The organism is Streptococcus pseudoporcinus LQ 940-04, assembly GCF_000188035.1.
GTDB classification, from domain to species: Bacteria; Bacillota; Bacilli; order Lactobacillales; family Streptococcaceae; genus Streptococcus; species Streptococcus pseudoporcinus.
Window position 1 is genome coordinate 198,712 of sequence record NZ_AEUY02000003.1, and the last position, 24,460, is coordinate 223,171.

The following is a 24,460-nucleotide window of genomic DNA, read 5'->3' on the forward strand; positions in this document are numbered from 1 at the left end:
TAATTCTTTTTTTATTGAAAAATTAAGAGAAAGGGGGTAAAAATGAGGAATTTTGAAAAGATAACAGCACTCTATGAGAGATTAAGTCGTGATGATGAACTGCAAGGAGAGAGTAACTCTATCATCAATCAGAAAAAAATATTGGAAGAATACGCAAGCAAAAATAATTTGTCAAACATCATTCACTTTACAGATGATGGAATCAGTGGAACGCAGTTTGACAGACCGGGATTTATGGCAATGATGAACGGAGTCAATCAAGGAAATATTGGTTGTATCATTGTAAAAGATATGAGCAGACTTGGCAGAGATTATCTCAAAGTCGGTCAATGTATGGAGATACTAAGACAAAAGGGCGTAAGACTAATCGCTATCAATGACAATGTAGATAGTTTTTACAGAGAAGATGATTTTACCCCTTTTAGAAATATCATGAACGAATGGTATGCAAGAGATACATCAAGAAAAATCCAATCGACTTTCAGGTCAAAAGGCGAAAGTGGGAAACATACTGCAAGTACACCGCCTTATGGCTATATCAAAGATGAAAAAGATAAAAACAAGTGGATAGTAGATGAAAAAGCAGCAGAGATAGTAAGGCGAATATTTAACCTGACCATGCAAGGAAATGGTCCGTATCGAATAGCAAAGATATTGGAGAGTGAAAAAGTAGATATACCAGCCTATCATCAACAGAAATTAGGCTATGGACTATATCAAAGCAAAAACTTTGAACATCCCTATCGTTGGTGCAGCTCAACCATAGCAAGCATTTTAAAGAAACAGGAATACTTGGGACATACAGTCAATTTCAAAACAAGAAAACACTTCAAGGACAAGAAAAGCAAATATGTATCCGAGGATAACTGGCTTATTTTTGAAAATACACACGAGCCAATTATAGATCAAGAAACCTTTGACAATGTGCAAAGGATAAGAGGAAATGTAAAAAGGTATCCTGACGGTTGGGGAGAATATCACCCACTCACAGGACTGATGTATTGTGCAGATTGTGGAAGTAAAATGTATGTTCATAGAACAAGCAATTACAAAAATATACCCTATTACACTTGCAGTGCCTATACTAAAACACCTTGTGGCATGCTTTGTCCATCAGCACACAGAATAAAAGCGGAAGTAGTCTTAAATTTAATACAAGACACACTAAAAGATATTAAAAAATACCTTGATGAAGATAATGAAGCCTTTATCTGTTCCATTCAAAATGAAATGGAAGAAAAAGAAAAAATAGAGATAGAAAAGAAAAAGGTAAGATTAACGGAAAGCCAAAACAGACTTAGGGAACTCGAACGACTTATGTGCAGAATTTACGAAGATATGATCCTTAACAAAATACCAAATAGCAGATATGAGATACTAAACAATCAATATGAAACAGAGCAGATAACTTTAAGCAAAGAGATCAAAGATTTAGAGCAGCAGGTATCAAGATATGAAAAAGAAACAGACAGAGCAAGAAAATTTATATCTCTTATCAGTCGTTATGAAAACTTTGATGAACTTACAACTACAATGATAAATGAGTTTGTAGAAAAGATTATCGTACATGAAAGAGATAGAAAAGGAAGTCAGACATCAAAGCAAAAGATAGAAATTTACTTTAATTTCATAGGTAATTACGAACTACCACAGGCGGAGTTAAGCGAAGAAAAAAAACAAAAACTTGAGAAAGAAGAAAGAAAAATCGAAGAAAGAAAAGACAAGCTACATCAAAATTACCTAAAGCGTAAAGCGAGTGGAAAACAGAAAGAGTATGAAGATAAATATAAGGCAAGAAGAGAACAGAAGAAACAGGAGAAAATAAAGGTTTTGAAAAGAGTGGGGATACCGGTGAGTGAGTATATAAAAACAAATATTTAAATCTATCTTGACAAATATTGAATTTTAATTTATTATTAAATATAGATTCAGTATTGGAATAGAAAGAGGTGTGCTATGGCACAAGTATTAAAAGAAGAAGTTAGAAATAGAATACTCGAAGCAGCAGAAAAAGTATTTTATAAAAAGGATTATAGAGGTGCCAAATTAACAGAAATTGCAAAAGAAGCAGATATTCCTGTGGCACTAATTTATACCTATTTCAAAAATAAGGCAGTTTTGTTTGATGCAGTAGTAAGTTCTGTTTATATAAACTTCGAGTCAGCTTTTAATGAGGAAGAATCTTTGGAAAAAGGTTCTGCTTCTGAAAGGTTTGATGAAGTTGGAGAAAATTATATTCATGAACTTTTAAAAGATCGTAAGAAGTTAATTATTTTAATGGATAAAAGCTCAGGTACAAAGCATACAGAAGCAAAACAAAAACTCATATCGCAAATGCAGGTTCATATTGAAGTAAGTTTAAAAAGACAATCGAAACAGGAATATGATCCAATGCTTGCCCATATTTTAGCCAGTAACTTTACAGAGGGACTTCTTGAAATAGCAAGGCATTATCAAAGTGAAAAGTGGGCAAAAGATATGCTAAAACTTATTGCAAAGTGTTATTACAAGGGAGTGGAATCATTGTAAGTTGATTTGATATTTAAATGCGATAAATTTAAATTTTTGGAGGAGATATTTTGAAGATATATAAAGATAAAGAAGAACTGAAATCTGAGATAAATAAAAGTTTTGAAAAGTATATTTCTGAATTTGATATTATTCCTGAATCTCTCAAAGATAAGAGAGTCCCTGAAGTTGACAGAACACCAGCAGAAAATCTTGCTTATCAACTCGGATGGACAACATTAGTTTTGAAATGGGAAAAAGATGAGAAAAACGGTTTTGAAGTAAAGACACCGTCGGATATGTTTAAATGGAATCAACTTGGAGAATTATATCAGTGGTTTACCGATACTTATGCTCATTTATCGATAGAAGAATTAAAGAAACGATTGAAAGAAAATATTATATCTATCTATACAATGATTGATACACTAAGTGAAGAAGAATTATTTCAACCGCATATGAGAAAATGGGCTGATGAAGCTACTAAAACAGCGACATGGGAAGTTTATAAGTTTATTCATGTTAATACGGTTGCCCCTTTTGGAACGTTTAGAACTAAGATTAGAAAATGGAAAAAGATTGTGCTATAATTTTTGATTTGCTGATACAGTAATTTAAAAAAATATAGTGATCGGATAAAATAGACTTTGCGTAATCAGCAAAGTCTTACTTTAAACCTTAATACTGAATTAAAATTCAATATTATTCAATTTTGAAAGGAGAGTTGTTCATGCCGGAAAAAGAATTAAGGAAAAAAGTGATTGGGAAAAATAGTTTATCCAATTCACTTCTTGCTTTAAAAATAGTATTTGATTTGATACCACAAATCTTACTTGTATATTTGATTAGTTCTTTAATCACAAACAATATTAACGAAGGTAATTTAAAGTATATATTCTTGGGAATCTTTATATCGTTTGTATTAAAAGGAGTGTTTTATTATTTTGCAACAAAGGTTGCCCATGAGAAAGCATACGAAAAATTAACAGAACTTAGGTTAGATATTATCGGTCATCTGAAAAAACTAAGTTTGGGATTCTTTAAAGAACATAATACAGGAGAGCTTACCAACATTGTTCAACATGATGTAGAGCAAGTGGAAGTATACCTTGCCCATGGTCTTCCTGAAATAATGGCAGTTACACTTCTGCCTACCATTATTTTTGTAGCTATGATTTTTGTTGATTGGCGTCTTGCTCTTGGAATGATTGCTGGAGTTCCACTCATGTATTTGGTAAAAGTTCTTTCACAGAAAACAATGGATAAAAACTTTGCTATTTACTTTAACCATGAAAATAAGATGAGAGAAGAGCTAATGGAATATGTAAAAAATATTTCTGTGATTAAGGCTTTTGCTAAAGAAGAGGAGATTAGTGAAAGAACATTAAAAACGGCAAGAGAATATATTTACTGGGTTAAAAAGAGCATGGGAGCAATTACAATTCCAATGGGACTCATTGACATATTTATGGAAATTGGAGTAGTTATTGTCATGATTTTGGGAAGTATATTTCTTTACTATGGAAATATTACAACCCCTAATTTTATACTTGCCATTATTTTATCGTCTGCTTTTACTGCATCTATAAGTAAGACGGCTACATTGCAACATTTTTCTATTGTGTTTAAGGAAGCACTAAAGGCGATTGGAAAAGTTTTAACAGTTCCGCTTCCAAAGAAAAAGACAGAACAAGGTTTAGAATTTGGAAATATAGAATTTAAAGATGTGAATTTTGCATACGGAAAAGATAGCTTTGAGCTTAAAAATATCAATTTGAATTTTAAGAAAAATAGTTTGAACGCCTTTGTAGGAGCAAGTGGTTGTGGGAAAAGTACTGTATCTAATTTGCTTATGGGATTTTGGGATGCAGATGAAGGACAAATACTGATAAATGGAAAAGATATAAAAGAATATAGTCAAGAAAATATCTCAATGCTGATTGGTAGTGTGCAACAAGAAGTTATCCTTTTTGATTTAAGTATTTTTGAAAATATAGCAATTGGAAAACTAAATGCAACAAAAGAAGAAGTCATAGAAGCTGCTAAAAAAGCAAGATGCCATGATTTTATTTCAGCATTGCCAAATGGATATGAAACACGAGTAGGTGAAATGGGAGTTAAGTTATCTGGTGGAGAAAAACAAAGAATCTCCATAGCAAGAATGATACTGAAAAATGCACCGATTTTAATATTAGATGAAGCAATGGCAGCTGTTGATAGTGAAAATGAAAGACTAATCGGCGAAGCAATTGACGATTTAAGCAAGGATAAAACCATTATTACAATTGCTCATCATCTAAACACAATTAGAGATTCAGACCAAATTATAGTTATGGATAAGGGTGTTGTTCTTGATGCAGGAAGCCATGAAGAGTTGATGAAAAGATGTGAGTTCTATAAGGATATGGTTGAAGCACAGAACAAGGTAGATAGATGGAATTTGAAAGAGGTGGTAACAGAAAATGTTTAGAGAAATGTTAAAGCTGCTTACAAAAACCGGCAAGAGAGATTTGATTATATCAAGTGTATTCTTTGCCCTTTATGGACTAAGCTCCATAGCCATGATTGTTATCGTATTTTCTATACTGTTTCAGATATTTGATGGGACGAGTTTAGCAAGTTTATATAAAGGTTTTATTGCAATTGGGTTACTTGTAGTATTCAAAGGCATTTGTAATATGGTTGCAGATATGAAAAAGCATAGTGCAGGTTTTGATATTGTTCAGCAAATCAGAGAACGCATGATTATTAAATTGAAAAAATTCAGTTTGGGATTTTATACCAATGAAAGACTGGGAGAGATCAATACAATTTTACACAAAGATGTTGATAATATGTCTCTTGTTGTAGGACACATGTGGTCGAGAATGTTTGGCGATTTTTTGATAGGTGCAGTCGTATTTATCGGTCTTGCAAGTATTGATTTCAAACTTGCTATTCTAATGGCTGTATCTGTTCCGATTGCACTTGTCTTTCTATATCTGACAATTAAGCAATCTGAAAGAATAGAGAATCAGAATAATTCAGCACTTCTTGATATGGTTAGCTTATTTGTTGAATATGTTAGAGGAATACCTGTACTAAAGAGTTTTTCAAACAATAAAAGCTTGGATAATGAGCTTATGAACAAGACAAAAAAGTTTGGAGAAACAAGCAAAGTAGCTTCAAGATTCAAGGCAAAACAGCTATCTATATTTGGGTTTTTACTGGATATTGGATATTTAGTTCTTTTAATTGCAGGAGCAATACTTGTTATAAAGGGAAGTCTTGATGTACTTAATTTTATTATCTTTGCAGTAATTTCAAAAGAGTTTTATAAGCCGTTCGCTTCTATGGAACAACACTATATGAACTATGTTTCGGCGGTAGATAGTTACGAAAGACTTTCAAGAATTTTATATGCAGATGTAATCCCGGATAAAGTGAATGGAATTGTTCCGATGGATAATGATATAGCTTTTGAAAACATAGATTTTTCCTATGAAAAAGATGAATTTAAAATGGAAAAATTGAGCTTTTCTATTGCTGAAAAAACTATGACAGCCTTAGTTGGAGAATCAGGTAGTGGAAAGACTACTATAACCAACTTGCTTTTAAGATTTTATGATGTGCATAAAGGAAAAATTACCCTCGGAGGAACTGATATAAGGGATATTCCTTATGATGAGCTTTTAGATCGTATTAGTATTGTCATGCAAAATGTTCAGTTGTTTGATAATACCATTGAAGAAAACATCAAGGTAGGTAAAAAAGGAGCAACGAAAGAAGAAATCATTGAAGCTGCAAAGAAAGCGAGGATACATGATTTCATTATGAGTTTACCAAAAGGTTATGAAACTGATATTGGAGAAAATGGTGGGATTTTATCAGGTGGACAGAGACAAAGAATATCTATTGCAAGAGCTTTTCTAAAGGATGCACCTATTTTAATTCTTGATGAAATGACAAGTAATGTTGATCCTGTAAATGAATCTTTGATACAAGATGCTATTACAGAACTTGCAAAGAATAGAACTGTACTTGTAGTGGCTCATCATTTAAAAACCATTCAAAAAGCTGACCAAATTCTCGTATTTCAAAAAGGAAATTTACTTGAAAAAGGAAAGCATGGGGAACTTCTTGAGAAAGATGGTTACTACACAAAATTATGGAAAGCTCAGTACGAGGTATAATCATGATTTTGTTAAAAAATGTTTCTTATGAATGGGAAGATGGGCGAACTGCTTTAAAAAATATCAATCTTGAAATTAAAAAAGGTGAATTTGTTTTAATTTCAGGGAAAAGTGGAAGTGGTAAAAGCACTCTTGGAAGTGTAATGAATGGTCTTATACCACATTATTACAAAGGCAAAATGAAAGGAGAAGCCTTTGTGTCCGGAAAAGATATAAGCAAATTATTACTTCATGAAATAGGGCATATTGTAGGGACTGTATTTCAAGATCCAAGAAGTCAGTTTTTTACAACAACTACAGATGAAGAAATAGCTTTTGGGCTTCAAACGATCTGCAAATCAAGATATGAAATCAAACAGAGAGTAGAAGAAGTATATGCAGAACTGGATATTGAGGAACTGAAAGGAAAATCTGTTTTTGAATTATCAAGCGGACAGAAACAAAAGATAGCTATTGCAAGCATCTATGCGATGAATCCGAAAGTTTTAATTTTGGATGAACCTTCAGCAAATTTGGATATGAAAGCAACATTTGACCTGTTTTTAATTTTGGAGAAATTAAAGAAAAAAGGAACAACAGTTGTTCTAATTGAGCATCGTTTGTACTATGTAAAATCTTTATTTGACCGTTTTCTTTTGGTGAAAGATGGAGAGATTGCACAGGACTTGAGTCGGGAAGAAGTTATCCGTCTTGAAGGGGAGTTTTGGGATGAAAATGGGCTAAGAACTCTTGAATTAGAAGAATACAGGATAAGTGAGAAGAAAGATTCATATCAATTAAATGATGAAAGTATCAACGGAAAAGGCTTGAGATTTTGCTATCCGAATGTAGCTAAGGATGGAAAGAAACAAAACAAGTACATCTTAAATCATCTTGATTTCAATATGGAGTGTGGAAAAGCCATTGGTCTTATAGGCTTAAATGGTACCGGGAAAACCACCTTTGCAAGAGTGATTTCAGGACTTGAGAAGATAAAAGAGGGAACAATATGGGCTGGAAAAGATAAGTCGCTTAATCATAAAGATTTAATGGATATGTCATATTTTGTCTTTCAAGATTCAGACTATCAGTTGTTTTCGGAAAGTGTACTTGATGAAATGCTACTTGGTATTTCAAGTAAAGATAAAAAAGAAAATACTCAAAAGGCAAAGTCTATTTTGAGTGTACTTGGCTTAGACAAATACATTGATAAGCATCCGTTTGCTTTATCAAGAGGAGAAAAACAAAGACTGACAATAGCTTGTGGAATGATGAAACAGGCAAAAGTTTTTATCTATGATGAACCAACATCAGGTTGTGATAAAGACTCAATGCTTTCGGTGGCAAAATTGATTGAAGAACAATTAAAAAATGGGACAACAGTCTTGGTAATAAGTCATGATTTTGAGTTTTTAGCAAACACAGTAAGCGATCTGTGGGTAATGGGAGATGGAAAAATAGAAACTGTTTTAGATATGAGTGAAAGTAACAAATTTCTCATATTAGACAAGATGAGAGGAGGTAGAGAACTTGATAGATAGAAAAACAGTCGATCCGAGAATAAAACTTATTCTACTTCCAATTGCCTCCTTTACCAGCTTTTTTATAAGCGATACAATCCTACTTTTCGGACTGATTGTCTTTGCCTTTTTTCTGTATGTATACAGTAGTATGTGGAAAAGAGCATTACGCTTTATTTTGTTTTTTGTGCTTTTATACTGCATAGAGTTAGGGCTTGGAAAGTTTCGTGAAGCAAGTATCGTATTTGCAATATATATGTTTATTTACTTTGCATCAAGGATGACCTTAATTGCTATGTTTGGTGGATATATAACAAAGACTACAAGTGTAAGTGAAATGCTTGAAGCATTAAATAGAATGAAAGTACCAAGAAGCATTGGTATACCTTTTAGTGTTTTGCTTAGGTTTGTACCAACTATAAGAATAGAACTCAAGGCATTAAAAGAGAATATGAAGATTCGAGGAATCGTAACAAGTAGATTTTTCCCGTTGCTACATCCATTTAAATATATTGAATATACGCTTGTTCCACTTTTAATGAGGATGATTAAGATTTCAGATGAACTGTCAGCTTCAGCACTCATTAGAGGACTTGATAGTGATGAGAACAGGGTTACATTGACAAAATTGAGGTTTAGATGGGCGGATTTGTTGATTGGACTATTAGGAGCTTTGATGATTGCTCTTGTGATAGTAATACAGAAAATTTATTAGGAGGACTTTTATGAAAAACAAATTAAATGGTCGTGATTTTATTACAATCGGAATCTTTAATGCAATTGGAATTGTCATATACATGGTGGTTGCATTTGCTATGGCAACAACAGTGATTGGAGGATTTATTGCTTCAGGAGTTAGCTTTATGGTAGCTGCTACCGTTTATATACTTATGGCTTTGAAAGTTAAAAAGAAGGGCGTATTTACAATATCAGGAACGCTTCTTGGTTTAATTGCATTGTCAGGAGGACATTTGCCTCATGCAGTCTTTGCTGTAATCGGTGGAATTATATGTGATTTGATTATAGGAAATTATGAGAGCAAGGGACGAATGATTATTGGATATGGGATATTTGCATTAGCAGATTTTTTAGGAACAGTAATTCCTGTGATTTTATTCGGGACAGCTTCTTTTGTGGAAAGAGCATCAAAATGGAAAATGAGCGAAGCACAAATAAATGAAGCATTATCTTATTTCAAAGTTTCGTGGGCAGTAGGATTTGGCTTGATAACTTTTGTTCTTGCTTGCATAGGAGCATTCGTTGCAACAAAGATACTCAAAAAGCATTTTGAAAAAGCAGGAGTGATTTAATAATAAATTTACTTAGGAGGGAAAATAATGGAGGGATAATTATGTCAAAACTTATAGTTTCGGTTTTCACAGAACGATATAATTATCCTTTTTTATTCTTGGAATTGCTTACACATAGCAATAATACTTTACCAGAAACAACAAAATAGAAAATTATATAAAACATTAGTTTTTAAGCCGAGAGGACTTTTTACGTCAAAGTGTAGAAGTCCTCCTTTTTTATTCTCAAAACCAAAACAGAGAACTTAAAAAGGAGGATGACTAAGTGGCAAAGAAAGAATATTACCTTTATGTAAAAGGCAAAGCCGTACCTGTAAGTGAAGAAGTCTACAAAGCCTATTGGAAGATAACAGAGCATGAAAAGTATCTCCAAAGAAAAGATTGGAAGCATAATGTAATACCATTTTCGGCACTGGATCATGATGGACACTTTGTAGATAACATCATAGATGAAAAGATAGACTTAGAAAAAATTGTAGAAGTAAAAATGCGAATTGAAGAACTTCATAGAGCATTAAATACTCTTTCAAAAGAAGAACGAGAGTTGATGGAAGCCATCTTCTACAAAGAAGAAAGTCTAAGGTCAATCAGCAGAAGAGAGAAAGTTACACATCAAGCAATCAGTGGGAGGAGGGATAGGATTTTAGAAAAACTGAGAAAGATTTTAGAAGATAAAATCTAAAAACTTGGAAAGGTTAAGTGTCAAAAAAAGGTGCTTAACCTTTCTTTATGGAAACAAGCAGATACCAAAACGGAGGAATGAAAAATGAAGAAAGAAAACACATTACAGGAAGTACAGGAACAAATTTCTGAACTTCAGCAAGAAAGAGAAAAGTGCGATGTGAAGCTGAAACAATTACAAAATCAAGGCAAGAAATTAGAAAAACTTGCAAACGAAAAGGAACGAAAAAGAAGAAATCATAGGCTCATACAAAGAGGCTTGATAGTAGAAAGAGTCATTAAAAATCCTATCATGTTTACTAACGATGAGATAGAAGAATTACTTAAAGTTGCTACTCACACAAAAGAATACAGACAAGCCTATGAAGAAATGATAAATGGGAAAGATATGGAAGATGAAACAGAGATAGAGTAGATAAAATAAAAAACCATAGTTTTTTCAGAAGCTCCCTGCAAGGGCAAAAAGCTTCGCAGAACGCAAAGCACCCTTTAGGGTGTATAATTGCGCCCTTAGAAAAACTAAGGGATTTTAGCAAGTCTTTAAAAATCCAAAACTTAATAAAAACATACGGATAAAGTAGATAGGAAAAGATACAAAAAATAACCTGTCTGCTTTTTCCTTTACCTGAAAACAAACAAAAAATGAAAGGAGCTTAAAAGTGGCAGAAACATTTCACTTTAATATTTCTATGATAAGCAGAGGAAAAAGTAAATCGGCAGTTGCAAGTGCAGCATATATCTCTTGTGAGAAAATCAAAAATGAATGGGACGGAGAAGTTCACGATTACCATAATAAAAAGGGACTTTTACATTCAGAAATCTTCTTGCCGGAGAATGTTCCCATAGCATTAAAAGATAGAACTACTTTATGGAATAGCGTTGAACTAAATGAGAAAGCAAGTAACGCACAGCTTGCAAGAAACTTCATTATCGCCTTACCAAAAGAATTATCATTTGAAGAAAATAAGAAACTCATTACCGACTTCATACAAGAAAATTTTGTATCAAAAGGAATGATAGCAGACCTTGCAATCCATGATGAAAGTGATGAAGAAAATAATAATATCCATGCACATATTATGACTACCCTCAGACCAATCAATGAAAAAGGAGAGTGGCAGGCAAAAAGCAAAAAAGAATATGTTCTTGATGAAAAGGGAGAAAAGATAAAATTAAAAAGCGGTAACTACAAAACAAGAAAAGTAGAGCTGACAGACTGGAACAATAAAGGAAACGCAGAGAAATGGAGAGAGAATTTTGCAAGTCTTTGTAATCAGTATTTAGAAAAAAATCATCAGGAAAAGAGAGTGGATCATCGCTCCTACAAAAGACAAGGGATAGAAGAAATCCCAACCATTCACATGGGAGCAAGTGCCAGTGCCTTAGAGAAAAAAGGAATAGAAACCGACAAAGGAAATATCAACAGAGAAATCAAAAAGCATAACTCTTTAGTAAAAGTTATCAAGAACAAGATAAAAGAAATCACTTCTTGGATAGACTCTTTACTTGGAAATCTGCAAGCAAAATACGATGAGTATAAACAGACCAAAAAAGATGAACTGGAGAACAAAGCGGAACTCTTTAACCTCTATGAGTATATTTCTATCTACAACGAGATACAGGGAGAAAAAACAAAAAATTTATCCTACTACGGACAGATAAAAAAGGGAAATGCAGACCTAAAGAGATTTGTAAAAGCAATATACTATTTGAAAGATAATAAACTTCAAACCATAGCAGACCTACAAGGAAAAGTCTTTGAACTGGCAAAGCAAAGTAAAAATATAAGTGGTGATATTCAGAGTAAAACACAAAGAATTAAAGACCTAAATCAGTGTGTAAGCTGCATAGATTCTATCAAAGAAAACAAAGAAGTCTATCAGGAATACAAAAGCAAAACCATATTCAAAGACAGTTTTTACAATTCTCATAAAAAGGAAATAGACAGATACCTAAGAGCAAGAAAGATTATAGAAAAGTTTACCGGGACATCAGCCATAAAATTAAATGATTGGCAAAAAGAAATATCAAGCCTTGAAAAAGAGATACAAGACTTAAGCGAAGATAAAGCTAAAGTACAAGATGAATTTAAGCAGATAGACCATATCAAATATGCAGTAAAGATTGTCAATGATGAGTATGGAATAGATTTATCCATAGAGATAGACAAGGCAATTAAGAGAGGAGATAAACCAAGTGTAATTGCACAACTGAAAAAATTCCAAGAGCAAGAGGAAAGAAAGGGGCAGTACAAACAAAAAGCCAAGGAAAAGGCTAAAGAAAATTATAAAAATAAAGGGGAAGAAAGATAAAGATGGCAGACAACAGAAGATATTATTGGTTAAAATTGAAAGAAGATTTTTTTACAGATAAGAGAATCAAAAGGCTACGAAAAATATCAGGAGGAGATACTTATACAATCATCTATCTTAAATTGCTTTTGCTTAGCTTAAAAGACAGTGGGAAACTGTATTATGACGGAGTAGAAACAGACTTTATCAAAGAGCTTGCCTTAACGATTGATGAAACGGAAGATGATGTAATGGTTACAGTAAATTATCTTGTAGCACAAGGATTGATGGAGATAATCACAGAAAATGACGAGTATTTTTTAACAGAAATCCCAAGTCTTATAGGTTCAGAAACAGCGTCTACAAGGCGTTCGAGGAAATCAAGAGGACAAAAAGCGTTGCAATGCAACAATGGTGCAACACCTTGCAACCTTTTGCAACAAAACTGCAACGGAGATATAGAGATAGATAAAGAGATAGATATAGAGTTAGAAAAAGAGGGGGAGATAGAAAAAATATCCCCCTCCCTTTATGGAGAATATAAAAATGTTTCCTTAACTGATGAAGAATATGGAAAATTAAAGGATAAAATGCAAGGGCATAGGGAAGAAATGATAGAGAAGCTGTCAACCTATTTGCAAAGCACGGGAAGAAACTATAAAGATCATTATGCGACCTTAGTTCATTGGTACGAACAAGACAAAGGGAAATTAAAGGAGAGCAGTAAATCAAAAGTATATACCTTTGAAGATTATGACAAGGGGGAACACTTGTAGGCCTCGTATAAGACGGTGGAAAGGTGTTTTTAGAGCGTTAATGATAAAATAGGTATCAGACTATAGCTAAGTGTAAAATAGGGCTCAAAATTGCAGTATGGAAAAAATATCGTATTTATGATAAAATGATAATGATATGGTAATAAACTCAGTTATAAGGAGAGGATATATAAATGCGAATTCAATTTACTGTAACCGATGAAGAACTTGAAATCTTAACTAAAAAAGCAATAGAGGGAGGTTTCCCAAGCGTTACTGAATATTGTAAGTGTAGCAGTTTACAAGAAAATACAAGCTATGCTGACCTATATACTACCTTATTAAACAAAATTAGCTCTTTACCGAAGGGCAAAGAATTTGTTTTAAGAGAGTTAATCGCAACACCTCCGGCATTGATTGGTAGATGGTTTTATGAAAATGTAAATAAGGGACTTGTAAAAAATGTGGAACACATCGGAAAAGCTGAAGGTGGAGTAGAAAAATATAAAAGAATTTAGATAATGTTGGAGGTGCATTTCATGGCAGAAGAAAATAAAGAGATAGTTATTGTGGATAATAAAACTATACAAGAAAAAATATATCTTATTCGTGGGCAAAAAGTAATGCTTGATTCAGATTTAGCCGAAATATATGGGTATGAAACTAAAAACTTTAATAGACAGGTGAAAAACAACGCAGAAAAATTTGAAGGTGAAGACTTCATGTTCCAATTAACGGACGAAGAAATGGTAGAACTTTCAAGGTGCAAAAATTTCACCTTGAACAGAGGGACTGGTAGAGGAAGTAATATTAAATACAATCCTTATGCCTTTACAGAACAAGGTATTTATATGCTGATGACTGTATTAAGAGGTGAACTTGCTGTTAAGCAAAGCAGAGCTTTAGTTAGAACATTTAAGCAAATGAAAGATTTTATCATTGAAAACCAAGATTTTATCGGTTCAAAAGAATTAGTTCAAATAGCAGTACAGACAAATCAAAATACAAAGGATATAGCTGAAATAAAATTGCAAATGGCTACAAAAGAAGATTTGAAAAAGGTTATGGATAATTTTATAGATCCAGACACTTACAAGCATTTCCTTTTAATGAATGGAGATAAGATTGAAGCAGATGTTGCTTATACAAAAATATATAAGTCTGCAAAGGAAAGCATTTATGTTATAGATAACTATATAGGTTTGAAAACCTTGGAATTATTAAGGGCTGCAAAAGACAATATTGAGGTTATAGTATTTAGCGACAATGTGAAAAACAAGGATATGCTTACAAAAAATATCCTAAACGATTTTAGAAAAGATTACCCTAATATCAATCTTAAGATGAAAGTTGCAGGGAAAAAATATCACGATAGGTATATTGCTATTGACTATGGAACAGAAAATGAAGCCTTTTATCTTTGCGGAGCTTCATCAAAAGATGCAGGAAATAAAATATCAAGCATTACAAAGATAGAGGAATCTTCCAAGGATATGTATCATATGATGTTTGGCGGAATGCTGAACAATAAGGATTTGAAACTTTAATATGTAAATGCTAAAGCGTTATTCAATGAATAGCTATAAGACTTGCGAAAGGCGGTAGAAATAAAACTCTATCGTCTTTTTTAATTGCAACTAATAGGAGGAAAATAATATGAATGAAAACAGAAATGAACATAATACAGGAACAAAGACTATAAAGAAGATTGGAAAAGTAACTTATGAGGTTATTGTCCATTTTAATGAAAATGCGACTGAAACCATGCAAGATAAATTGAAAAGGATAATGCTTAGAGAAATGGAGCGAGAAAAAGATAAAAAACCTCATAAAAATGATTAGAAAGTCCTTGACAAGTTGTTACAGGAAAAACTGCCAAGTCTATTCTAATATCTTGTGGAGCAAGACTTGCTCCTTTTGACATAAGAGAGCTTAGAGAACTAATGAGTGAAGATGAACTTGAGCTTGATACACTTGGAGATCGAAAGACAGCACTCTTTGTCATTATCTCTGATACTGACGATACTTTTAACTTTGTGGTATCTATTATGTATTCTCAGCTATTTAACTTGCTATGTGATAAGGCAGATGATGTGTATGGAGGAAGATTACCTGTTCATGTAAGATGCCTACTTGATGAGTTTGCAAACATCGGCTTAATTCCAAAGTTTGAAAAGCTAATAGCGACAATCCGTTCCAGAGAAATATCAGCAAGCATAATTCTCCAAGCACAATCTCAGCTAAAGGCAATCTACAAAGATAATGCTGACACAATTGTGGGCAACTGTGATAGTACCTTGTTTCTTGGTGGCAAGGAAAAGACCACATTAAAGGAACTTTCCGAAACACTGGGAAAAGAAACGATAGATTTATATAACACATCGGAAACAAGGAGTAATCAAAAGAGTTTTGGACTTAATTATCAAAAGACAGGTAAGGAGCTTATGAGCCAAGATGAAATTACAGTCATGGATGGCGGTAAATGTATTTTTCAGCTTCGTGGTGTCAGACCTTTTCTATCGGATAAATTCGATATTACAAAGCATAAGAACTATAAGCTATTGGAGGATTATGATAAGAAAAACTTGTTTGATATAGAAAGCTATATGAAGCGAAAAGGGAAAGCAAAATTAAATAGAGAAACAGTTATTACAAGAGTGCAGTAAATCTAAAAAACATAGCTTTGCTGCTTTTTTATTACTCAAAGTTAGGAGGTAATATGTTAAGAATACGAAGCCCCACTAAGAAAAAAGTAAATAGTATGACCATTAGCGATTGGAAAAGAAAAAACTCCAGTCGCTTTTTTATTGAAAAGAAAAGGAGAAATTTTTAATGAAGCAAGAAATGATTAACATCAATGCCAACTTAGTGGCGGAACCAACTTTTTCAAGTTTTGACAAAGAGGGAGAAACTGTTGAGGTTGCAAACTTCACGCTTGTAAAAAAGTACGGGAAAGGCAAGGAGTATATCAACTGTGCAGCCTATGGAGAAAAATTGGAGAAAGCAAAGGACTTTGAAAAAGGCGATTTGATTCATATCTTTGGCTACTTTAAAAAGCGTGAAAAAGAGGGAAAGACTTACAAAAACTTTGTAGTGAAGTCATATAACAAGATTGAAAAGAAAGAAGAAAACGAGGAGGAATAAATTATGGAATTTTTTACACAGGCAGTTAATGTATTAAAGATTTTGGTAATGGCAGTAGGTGCAGGACTTGGAGCATGGGGTGTTATCAACCTGATGGAAGGATATGGCAATGACAATCCGGGTGCAAAATCTCAAGGTATTAAGCAGCTGATGGCTGGTGGAGGAATTGTACTAATCGGACTTAAGCTTATTCCGCTACTTGCAAATGTACTCAAGTAAGAAGAAAAGGAGAGTTTAAATGTTTGGGATATTCGACAAGATAGAAGAATTCTTTAAGGAGCTTCTACTGGGCGGTATCCAAGCAAACTTAGAGTCCATGTTTCTTGACATCAACGATAAAGTTGGTGCAGTGGCAGCAGATGTAGGTAAAACACCTATGGGGTGGAACGGACAGGTTTTCAGCTTCATCAAAAGCATTAACGATTCCGTTGTCATACCTATAGCTGGGCTGATTATTACGGCAGTCCTTTGTATCGAACTTATCAATATGGTAATGCAGAAAAACAATATGCACGATACGGACACCTTTGAATTTTTCAAATACATCATCAAGATGTGGATTGCCGTATGGTTAGTATCTCATGCCTTTACCTTTTCGATGGCGGTCTTTGATGTGGCACAGCACATGGTAAACAAAGCGGCAGGGGTAATCAATACCTCTGCCGTTATCTCCGGAGATCAGATTGTGGCGATGGTTGATTCCTTAAAAGATAAGGGGCTGGGGGAGCTGGTTATGATTCTCTTTGAAACCTCACTCATAAAGGTTGCCATAGAGGTAATTTCCATTGTAATCATGCTTGTGGTTTACGGAAGAATGTTTGAGATATATGTTTACTCATCGGTTTCAGCCATTCCATTTGCCACAATGGGAAATAAAGAATGGGGACAAATCGGTACAAATTACATCAAAGGGTTGTTTGCCATAGGACTACAAGGACTCTTTTTAATGGTTTGTCTTGGAATATACGCAGTATTGGTTAAGACAATAAAAATAACAGATATACACACAAGTACCATGACGATACTTGGATATGCGGTTTTGCTGGGGTTAATGATGCTAAAGAGCGGAACTCTGGCCAAAAGCGTATTAAATGCACACTAACAGAAAGGAAGGATAGGATGATCAAAAGAAAAACAGTATTTACAGCAGTAGTAATCGGAGCAGGTGTTATAGCGGTGATTGATAGAATCAAACTTTTTAGCAAGATTAATGACTTGGAAGAAAGAACAAAAGACATCGGTCGCTGCCATAATGACTTTTGTATTTTGCAGGAAAGATATAACAAAAATACAGATAAACAGATAGAAAGCATTCAGGAAGAAATCGGCTCTGTTTATGAACACATGGCAGAGCTTTCAAAGGAAAAAGAAGATGGGAGGTAAGTTATGGCGTATGTACCAATCCCAAAAGACCTAAAGAAGGTAAAAACAAAGGTAGCTTTTAACTTAACCAAAAGGCAGATGATAGGCTTCACACTCGCAGGACTGGTAGGATTACCAGTCTATTTATTTATGCGAAAGGTCGTTCCAAACGATATAGCCGTCATATTTCTCATTGTGTCCACACTCCCTATATTTTTCATCACTCTTTTTGAAAAGGACGGACTGACATTTGAGAAATATTTTAAATATATTTACCTTCATAAGTTTTATCAGCCACAAAAAAGAGTGAGAAAGGAGGTTTACCTTGAAAGACAAAAGAAAGATTCAGCAGGTAAAGTTAGAACAAAACAAAAAGATGTTAAAAAGTCAAAGACAGGACTTAAAGCAAAATAAGGGAAAATCTAAAAAAGATAAAGGCGGGCTACTTGACCTTATTTTTAGAAAAGAACCAAAAAGATATACTGTCGAAGATACCATTCCCTATCTTAGACTCTTAAAAAGCGGCATATGCCAGCTTGATGAAAAGCACTTTAGTAAAAGCATAGCCTTTCAGGATATTAACTACCAACTTGCCTTAGATGAAGATCGAGACTTGATTTTTAATCAGTTTGCAAATTTTCTAAATTCCTTTGATCCAAGCATCAGTATTGAGTTTTCATATATCAATCAACTCGGACGAAACGAAGAAATGAAGTCGGCAATTCAGATACCGGATAAAAAGGACGGTTTTGACGATATACGTCTTGAGTTTAGAGAAATGCTTAAAAGTCAGATTGTAAAGGGAAATAATGGACTGAAAAAATCAAAGTATGTAACATTTACAGTAGAAGCGGATAATTTAGAGCAGGCAACATCAAAACTTGAAAGACTGGAGATAGATATATTATCTAATCTAAAGAGTATGGGTGTTCGTGCGGAAAGTTTAAGTGGAGAAGAAAGACTCAAGATTCTTCACGATATATTAAATCCCAATAAGACCTTTGAGTTTTCATACAAAAATCTGAGGAAAAGGGAAAGCACTAAAACATACATTGTACCTGATGAATTCAACTTCACACCTTCAAGGTACTTTAAGTTTGGAAAATTCATCGGGGCAGTAAGTCATTTTCAAATTCTTGCCAGTGAGCTTTCAGACCGTATGCTTGCCGAGTTTTTGGATATTGATGATAACATCAATATTTCATTTCATATTAAGGCAATCGACCAATCGGAAGCCATTAAAATGGTAAAGAGAAAAAATACCGATATTGACAAGATGAAGATTGAGGAAAATAAGAAGGCGGTAAGAAGCGGTTATGATATGGACATTCTTCCATCGGACTTAATCACCTATGGAGAAGATGTAAAGAGTCTCTTAAAAGACTTGCAGACAAGAGATGAGCGAATGTTTGTGGTAAGTATTGTCTTTATGAACTTTGCAAAAACGGTGCAAAAGCTTGATAACACAATCTCTCAGATAAGTTCCATTGCAAATAAGCATAACTGCAAGCTGAAAAGACTTGACCATACGCAAGAACAAGGACTTATCAGCGTGTTACCTCTTGGCGTAAACAAGATTGAGATAGATAGAGGACTAACCTCATCATCTACGGCAGTTTTTATGCCCTTTACCACAGAGGAGCTTTTTATCAATTCAAGTAACAGTCTTTATTACGGACTAAATGCCTTAAGCCATAACCTGATTATGGCAGATAGGAAAAAACTCAAAAATCCAAACGGTCTAATCCTCGGAACTCCCGGAAGTGGTAAATCCTTTAGTGCTAAAAGAGAAATGGCAAATGCAATTTTAGTAACGGACGATGATGTGATTATCTGCGATCCGGAAGGAGAGTATGGAAACCTTGTAAGACAATTTAATGGAGAAGTCATTAAAGTTAGCAGTAAGTCCAAAGATTACCTGAATCCCCTTGACATAAATATGAACTACGGTGATGGGGATGCACCTTTAAAGGATAAAGCGAACTTCATTATGAGTATGCTTGAACTTGTAGTTGGCGGCAGTGGACTTACGGCAGAAGAAAAGTCCGTTATAGACAGGTGCTTACCTAAGATTTACGAAAGGTATTTTGAAAATCCAGAACCTTGTAATATGCCTATACTGAAAGACCTATACGATATGTTAAAAGGACAGGAAGAAAAGGTCGGTAAAAAGCTGGCAACGGAGATGGAAATCTATGTATCAGGTTCTCTTAATGTTTTTAATCACAGGTCAAATGTGGACTTAAATAAGAAGCTCCTTTGCTTTGATATTAAAGAGCTTGGAAGTCAGCTAAAGAAAATCGGTATGCTTGTTATACAGGATCAGGTGTGGAATAAAGTATCTCAAAATAGAGGAAGCAAGGCTACAAGGTACTATATAGATGAGTTTCACTTGCTATTAAAAGATGAGCAGACAGCATCTTATTCTGTGGAAATATGGAAGCGTTTTAGAAAATGGGGAGGTATTCCAACAGGTATTACGCAAAATGTTAAAGACCTACTTATGAGTAAGGAAATTGAAAATATCTTTGACAATACGGACTTTGTCTTAATGCTTAATCAAGCGTCAGGAGATAGAGAAATTTTAGCAAGAAAACTTAAAATCTCACTTCCTCAGCTTAGATATGTTACCAACTCCAATGAGGGTGAGGGACTACTGTTCTTTGGAAATACTATTGTTCCTTTCCTTGATAAGTTCCCGAAAGATACAATTCTCTATCAGAAGATGACTACCAAGCCTGAAGAAGTGAGGTAGCCGATGGGAAAAAAGATGAAAAAGGATTTTAGGGAAAGGCATAAGGCAAGTCTTGAAAGAGAAATGCTCCATAGTGAAACATTCACTACATCTGAAGAAAGTAAGCTAAAGCATAACGATGATTACAGAGGAAAAATTGTCCATGACAAAGACAGATTTCAGGACAAGGTTCATAAGAAAATAAACAAGGTAAGTTCTGATAATGAAAAGGCTTATGGAACATCCAAGAGAAACGCAAGATATAGATCTTCTGATAAGGATAGTGTAGCTGATGTAAGTGAAACAGGAAGATCGGATTATATTACGGAGGTAAAGGATGGAAAAATCTATGATCCTTTAGGAAAAGACCTTGATAATGACGGGATTATAGACAGATACGATAATGACTTTAGGGACAGCGACTATTTTGAGTCAACTTATGATGTGGATGATAATCTCCATAAAAAAGATGAGTTTATTGGAAGTTCCCCTAAAAGTTATGAGGCTAAAAAGAGAAAGTATAAGAGGAAAAACTACACCGAAAGCCTTTATACAAGAAAAAAAGAAGATGTGCCAAAGGAAAATAAATCTGAAGGTAAAAAGACTGGAAAAGATGCTGCAAGCGAAAAAGTTCATAGTAGCTTTTCTAAAGAGCAGAGGAAAAAGCTAAAGAAAGATATGGTAAAGGTATCTGCCCTTTCAGGACTTGCCAAAGGAAGTGAAACCGTAAGGGATTATCTTTCTCATGGAAGTGATGAAAATAAAGGGGTGGAAGCAGGAGAAAAGACAGCGGACGCAAGCTCGAAACTCATTCATGGCATAAAGAAATATTCTGACAAGAAAAAGGCGAAGAAAGGATACGATCTTACAAATAAGGATTATAAAATCAGGAAGCGAAAATCGAAGCTTGAATTTCGTGATGTCAAAGAGGAACTGAAAAAGACGAATGAATATAAAAGAGCAAATGCCTATAAAAAATTTCAAAAGAAAAATCAGGTAAAGGCAGCCATTCGTCGTGAGAATAAGTCAAGGCTCAGAGATCGGATTAAAGAAAACCTTATCGGCTCGTTGAAAGGTTCAAAGAAATTTATAGTAAGAAAAGCAAAGGGACTTATGATTATTTTCATAGGTCTTATTATTTTGGGAACTTTCTTTATCAACTTTGCAGGAACGGGAATGACAGGCTTTATGAACTCCACAAGTTCTGTTCTTACAACAAGCTATTTGTCAAAGCCAAATGTCCTAAATGAAATCAATCAGAACTTTTCAGCTATGGAGAGTGAGCTTCAAAATGAGGTTGATCATGTCAAAAATAACTATCCCGGCTATGACGAGTACATCTTAAATAATACAGAGTATATTGGTCATAATGTCCATGAGCTTTTATCCTACATTACATCAAGATGTGGAGAGGTAAAGAGTGTATCGGAAGTAGAATCCATATTAAAAGAATTGTTTGAGTCTATGTATGACCTTGAATATAGGGAAGAAGTTGAAATCAGATACAGGACAGTTACAGAAACCTATACCGATGAAGATGGCAATGAATATACCGAAAGTCATGAAGAACCTTATGAGTATAAAAAGCTCATTGTAACGCTGTATAAAAAAGAGATGGACAGCATTATCCGAAAGGTATTTGCTGATTATCCCGATAACTTAAAGCACTATGAAGCCTTATTCCTTGCGCAAGGAAATATGGGAGAAGCCTTTGGAAATTCTGACCTTATCAGTGCAAATGGTGGCGTAGGTGGTGGAGTTGAGTATGAAGCATCAAGTGAAGTTCAAAAGAAGATTGTTAATGCTGCATACATCACGCCATCTCCGGGTGCAGGCTGGTGTGCCATGTGGGTATCACAGGTCTATCAAAATGCAGGGCTTGGATATATTGGCGGAAATGCCTGCGATATGTACCGAAACTATACTTTTACATCAGACAGGTCAAAACTCAAGGTGGGAATGCTTGTAGCGGTGGAAAGCAGTAGTAGCGGAAGCACAGCAGGACTTACCTATGGTCATGTAGGAATTTATATTGGAGATGGTAAAGTTATGGATAATATTGGTCGAATAAGAGTAACCACTTTAGACAATTGGATTTCGTCTTTCTGCAAGCATCATCCTGTAGGATTTGGATTTCCACCAAACGTAAAGAAATAGGAGGTAACAATGTGAAACGAGAATTAACGGTAGTGAAAAACAAAATAAAGAAGTTGAAGGATAAAAAGGCTCTGATTGATGAAGAATTGGAGCCTTTATTTATTCGTGAAGAAGAACTTGAAAACGAAGAAATTATTGCCATTTGCAGAAAGAACAACATTACAATCGGTGATTTGATGGCAAAGGTAAACAGACAAAGAGTAGAAATGAAAAAGGAGAAATCAAATGAAAACCTGTTGGAAAAAGAATAAGAAGTTTTGGACAGCAGCACTTGCAGTCGTTGTAAGCATAAGCTGCCTTTTGGGTCTTTGGACAGTTGTTTATGCTCATGAGCAAAGCTTAGCGGAAGCACCTACAAGCGATAAAGCTGTCCAAACACAAGTGGAAGTAAATGTAAAGTATATCTTTGAAGATGAAAAAGTTTATAAGGAAGAAAAGATAAAGGCTGAGAAAGGACAGCTTCTTGATAGTGGCGATCTGCCGATGCTCCCTGATAATATGAAATTTATTGATGAGTTTCTATTTTATGAAGTAAAAGGCGATGGAAATGATGAAATTATCCGAAAGGTAGCAAAGACTGAGGCTAAAGATAAAGAGACTCAGACAGAAGAAGAAAAGCCGAAAGAGGATGAAAGCTTGCAGATGAAAACTCCAAAGACGGAAGATAAATCAACGCAGACAGAGCTTTCTAAAGATGATATTTCTAAAATGGAAAAAGATGCAAAGGAGCTTCAGGAAAAACTTAATAAGTTAAATAGCGAAATCAAGGATAAAGACAAATTAAGCGATAAGCAGAAAGAAAAAATTAAAGAACTTGAAGCCCAGATTGAAAGCTTGAAAGAAAAAACAAAAAAAGATAAGGAAAATAAGGACTTATCAGAAGATATGAAGAAGGAAATGGATAAGCTGAATAAAAAGATGAAAGAGCTTGAGGAAAAGGCAAACGAAGCAAACAAGGCTCCCGTAATATCTAATCCGTCTGCACTTAACAGTCCTATTTCCGGAATTAAGACAAACTCAGGCATTTCAAATCAAACACCTGTAAATAACACAGGAAAAAGCACAACTACACAGGCGAGTCCAGAAAATACTGTAAAAGATACAAGTAATTCTGAGACGAAAGAGAAAGATATTCGCTATCCTAATAAGCTCACACCAAAAGTTCCTGCCAATAACAATCAGGATTCATCTATGGACGGGACAAGTAAGACTGTAAATACTAATAAGGGAGTAGCTTCTGCTCCGTCAAAGGCAAGAGGAACCGTTACGGAAAATAAGGACAATGCGAATAAGGACTACCCGATTCATCATGGGGATAGCGGCGATAATAAAGAAACGGATCAGTATTCTGCTGATGCAAGACAGTTTATTACCTTTCAAACGAAAAACGGTAAGACCTTCCATCTCATCATCAACCACGATGAGACACAAGAAAATGTAATGCTTTTAACGGAAGTATCTGAAGATGATCTTCTAAATATGGTTGAAAAGAAAGAAGCTCCGAAGCAGGAGATTAGCAAAGAGGAGCCAACTAAGGAAGAAGTAAAGCCTGAGAAAAAAGAAGAAAAGAGTAATTTAGGAACATACATTATTCTGCTTCTTGTTATAGGCGGAGCATTAGGAGCAGGTTATTACTTTAAGGTCGTAAAAAAGAAAGAGGATAAGGAGCTTGAATCATTAGAGGAAGAAGATGATGATTTCTTTTCGGAAGCAGAAAGTGAGGAAGAAATAGGAGAAGCAGAAGAAACAGAAGCTTATGATGAAGAATAAATGCACCTTAAAATATATTGTTATGGGTGCAAACGCAGGGCGGGAGAGTAAATTCTTTCGCCCTTTTACAATGAAAG

Annotated in this window: 24 protein-coding genes and 1 pseudogene; all 25 read left to right on the forward strand. The window is 34.4% G+C overall.

Annotation, left to right across the window (positions count from 1 at the left end):
• Nucleotides 1–42 precede the first annotated feature (42 nt).
• On the forward strand, nt 43–1,881 hold the full coding sequence (locus STRPS_RS01250; RefSeq protein WP_001243448.1) for a recombinase family protein: 1,839 nt from the start codon (nt 43–45) through the stop codon (nt 1,879–1,881).
• Nucleotides 1,882–1,956: 75 nt separating this feature from the next.
• Nucleotides 1,957–2,529: a TetR/AcrR family transcriptional regulator gene (locus STRPS_RS01255; protein ID WP_000079884.1), complete on the forward strand. Its 573-nt coding sequence runs from the start codon at nt 1,957–1,959 to the stop codon at nt 2,527–2,529.
• 50 nt (nt 2,530–2,579) lie between these two features.
• Nucleotides 2,580–3,098, forward strand: coding sequence for a ClbS/DfsB family four-helix bundle protein (locus STRPS_RS01260; RefSeq protein ID WP_000708365.1), 519 nt, complete (start codon nt 2,580–2,582; stop codon nt 3,096–3,098).
• A 140-nt stretch (nt 3,099–3,238) separates the two neighbouring features.
• Nucleotides 3,239–4,978, forward strand: coding sequence for an ABC transporter ATP-binding protein (locus tag STRPS_RS01265; RefSeq protein ID WP_001114256.1), 1,740 nt, complete (start codon nt 3,239–3,241; stop codon nt 4,976–4,978).
• The gene (locus STRPS_RS01270) at nt 4,971–6,680 is read left to right on the forward strand and encodes an ABC transporter ATP-binding protein (RefSeq protein WP_000488162.1); all 1,710 of its coding nucleotides are present in this window, start codon (nt 4,971–4,973) and stop codon (nt 6,678–6,680) included. The genes STRPS_RS01265 and STRPS_RS01270 overlap by 8 nt, the downstream gene beginning before the upstream one ends.
• A gap of 2 nt (nt 6,681–6,682) precedes the next feature.
• Nucleotides 6,683–8,200, forward strand: coding sequence for an ABC transporter ATP-binding protein (locus STRPS_RS01275; RefSeq protein ID WP_000601967.1), 1,518 nt, complete (start codon nt 6,683–6,685; stop codon nt 8,198–8,200).
• Nucleotides 8,190–8,894: an energy-coupling factor transporter transmembrane component T gene (locus STRPS_RS01280; RefSeq protein ID WP_000567178.1), complete on the forward strand. Its 705-nt coding sequence runs from the start codon at nt 8,190–8,192 to the stop codon at nt 8,892–8,894. The genes STRPS_RS01275 and STRPS_RS01280 overlap by 11 nt, the downstream gene beginning before the upstream one ends.
• A gap of 10 nt (nt 8,895–8,904) precedes the next feature.
• The gene (locus STRPS_RS01285; protein WP_000791750.1) at nt 8,905–9,489 is read left to right on the forward strand and encodes an MptD family putative ECF transporter S component; all 585 of its coding nucleotides are present in this window, start codon (nt 8,905–8,907) and stop codon (nt 9,487–9,489) included.
• Nucleotides 9,490–9,754: 265 nt separating this feature from the next.
• Nucleotides 9,755–10,171: a sigma factor-like helix-turn-helix DNA-binding protein gene (locus STRPS_RS01290; protein WP_001074478.1), complete on the forward strand. Its 417-nt coding sequence runs from the start codon at nt 9,755–9,757 to the stop codon at nt 10,169–10,171.
• Nucleotides 10,172–10,255: 84 nt separating this feature from the next.
• On the forward strand, nt 10,256–10,585 hold the full coding sequence (locus STRPS_RS01295; RefSeq protein WP_000712033.1) for a DUF3847 domain-containing protein: 330 nt from the start codon (nt 10,256–10,258) through the stop codon (nt 10,583–10,585).
• A gap of 244 nt (nt 10,586–10,829) precedes the next feature.
• The gene (gene mobQ, locus STRPS_RS01300) at nt 10,830–12,482 is read left to right on the forward strand and encodes a MobQ family relaxase (protein WP_000852174.1); all 1,653 of its coding nucleotides are present in this window, start codon (nt 10,830–10,832) and stop codon (nt 12,480–12,482) included.
• Nucleotides 12,483–12,484: 2 nt separating this feature from the next.
• Nucleotides 12,485–13,237, forward strand: a complete 753-nt coding sequence (locus STRPS_RS01305; RefSeq protein ID WP_004830091.1) for a phage replisome organizer N-terminal domain-containing protein — start codon at nt 12,485–12,487, stop codon at nt 13,235–13,237.
• A 173-nt stretch (nt 13,238–13,410) separates the two neighbouring features.
• Nucleotides 13,411–13,734, forward strand: a complete 324-nt coding sequence (locus STRPS_RS01310; protein ID WP_004830093.1) for a hypothetical protein — start codon at nt 13,411–13,413, stop codon at nt 13,732–13,734.
• A gap of 21 nt (nt 13,735–13,755) precedes the next feature.
• Nucleotides 13,756–14,763, forward strand: a complete 1,008-nt coding sequence (locus STRPS_RS01315; RefSeq protein WP_000797009.1) for an ORF6N domain-containing protein — start codon at nt 13,756–13,758, stop codon at nt 14,761–14,763.
• A gap of 109 nt (nt 14,764–14,872) precedes the next feature.
• Nucleotides 14,873–15,058, forward strand: coding sequence for a transposon-encoded TnpW family protein (locus STRPS_RS01320; RefSeq protein ID WP_001005000.1), 186 nt, complete (start codon nt 14,873–14,875; stop codon nt 15,056–15,058).
• Nucleotides 15,059–15,069: 11 nt separating this feature from the next.
• Nucleotides 15,070–15,882: pseudogene (locus STRPS_RS01325) on the forward strand (VirD4-like conjugal transfer protein, CD1115 family); the annotation flags it as partial.
• Between the two features lie 166 nt (nt 15,883–16,048).
• On the forward strand, nt 16,049–16,360 hold the full coding sequence (locus STRPS_RS01335) for a hypothetical protein (RefSeq protein WP_007895168.1): 312 nt from the start codon (nt 16,049–16,051) through the stop codon (nt 16,358–16,360).
• Between the two features lie 3 nt (nt 16,361–16,363).
• Nucleotides 16,364–16,579 carry a Maff2 family mobile element protein gene (locus tag STRPS_RS01340; RefSeq protein WP_000394208.1) on the forward strand — a complete coding sequence of 72 codons (216 nt, stop codon included), beginning with the start codon at nt 16,364–16,366 and terminating at the stop codon, nt 16,577–16,579.
• 19 nt (nt 16,580–16,598) lie between these two features.
• Entirely contained in the window at nt 16,599–17,462 is an 864-nt protein-coding gene (locus STRPS_RS01345) for a VirB6/TrbL-like conjugal transfer protein, CD1112 family (protein WP_007895171.1), read from the forward strand.
• Between the two features lie 17 nt (nt 17,463–17,479).
• On the forward strand, nt 17,480–17,743 hold the full coding sequence (locus STRPS_RS01350; protein ID WP_000595839.1) for a hypothetical protein: 264 nt from the start codon (nt 17,480–17,482) through the stop codon (nt 17,741–17,743).
• A 3-nt stretch (nt 17,744–17,746) separates the two neighbouring features.
• Nucleotides 17,747–18,136 carry a PrgI family protein gene (locus tag STRPS_RS01355; RefSeq protein ID WP_000332203.1) on the forward strand — a complete coding sequence of 130 codons (390 nt, stop codon included), beginning with the start codon at nt 17,747–17,749 and terminating at the stop codon, nt 18,134–18,136.
• Complete coding sequence (locus STRPS_RS01360; protein WP_037598855.1) at nt 18,048–20,477, forward strand: VirB4-like conjugal transfer ATPase, CD1110 family; 2,430 nt, start codon at nt 18,048–18,050, stop codon at nt 20,475–20,477. Before STRPS_RS01355 ends, STRPS_RS01360 begins: the two co-directional genes overlap by 89 nt.
• Before the next feature lie 3 nt (nt 20,478–20,480).
• Nucleotides 20,481–22,613 (forward strand): CHAP domain-containing protein, encoded by a 2,133-nt coding sequence (locus STRPS_RS01365; protein ID WP_007895257.1) that lies wholly within the window; start codon nt 20,481–20,483, stop codon nt 22,611–22,613.
• Nucleotides 22,614–22,624: 11 nt separating this feature from the next.
• Nucleotides 22,625–22,864, forward strand: coding sequence for a hypothetical protein (locus STRPS_RS01370; protein WP_007895205.1), 240 nt, complete (start codon nt 22,625–22,627; stop codon nt 22,862–22,864).
• Nucleotides 22,839–24,383: a CD1107 family mobile element protein gene (locus tag STRPS_RS01375; protein ID WP_007895232.1), complete on the forward strand. Its 1,545-nt coding sequence runs from the start codon at nt 22,839–22,841 to the stop codon at nt 24,381–24,383. The genes STRPS_RS01370 and STRPS_RS01375 overlap by 26 nt, the downstream gene beginning before the upstream one ends.
• Nucleotides 24,384–24,460: the final 77 nt, after the last annotated feature.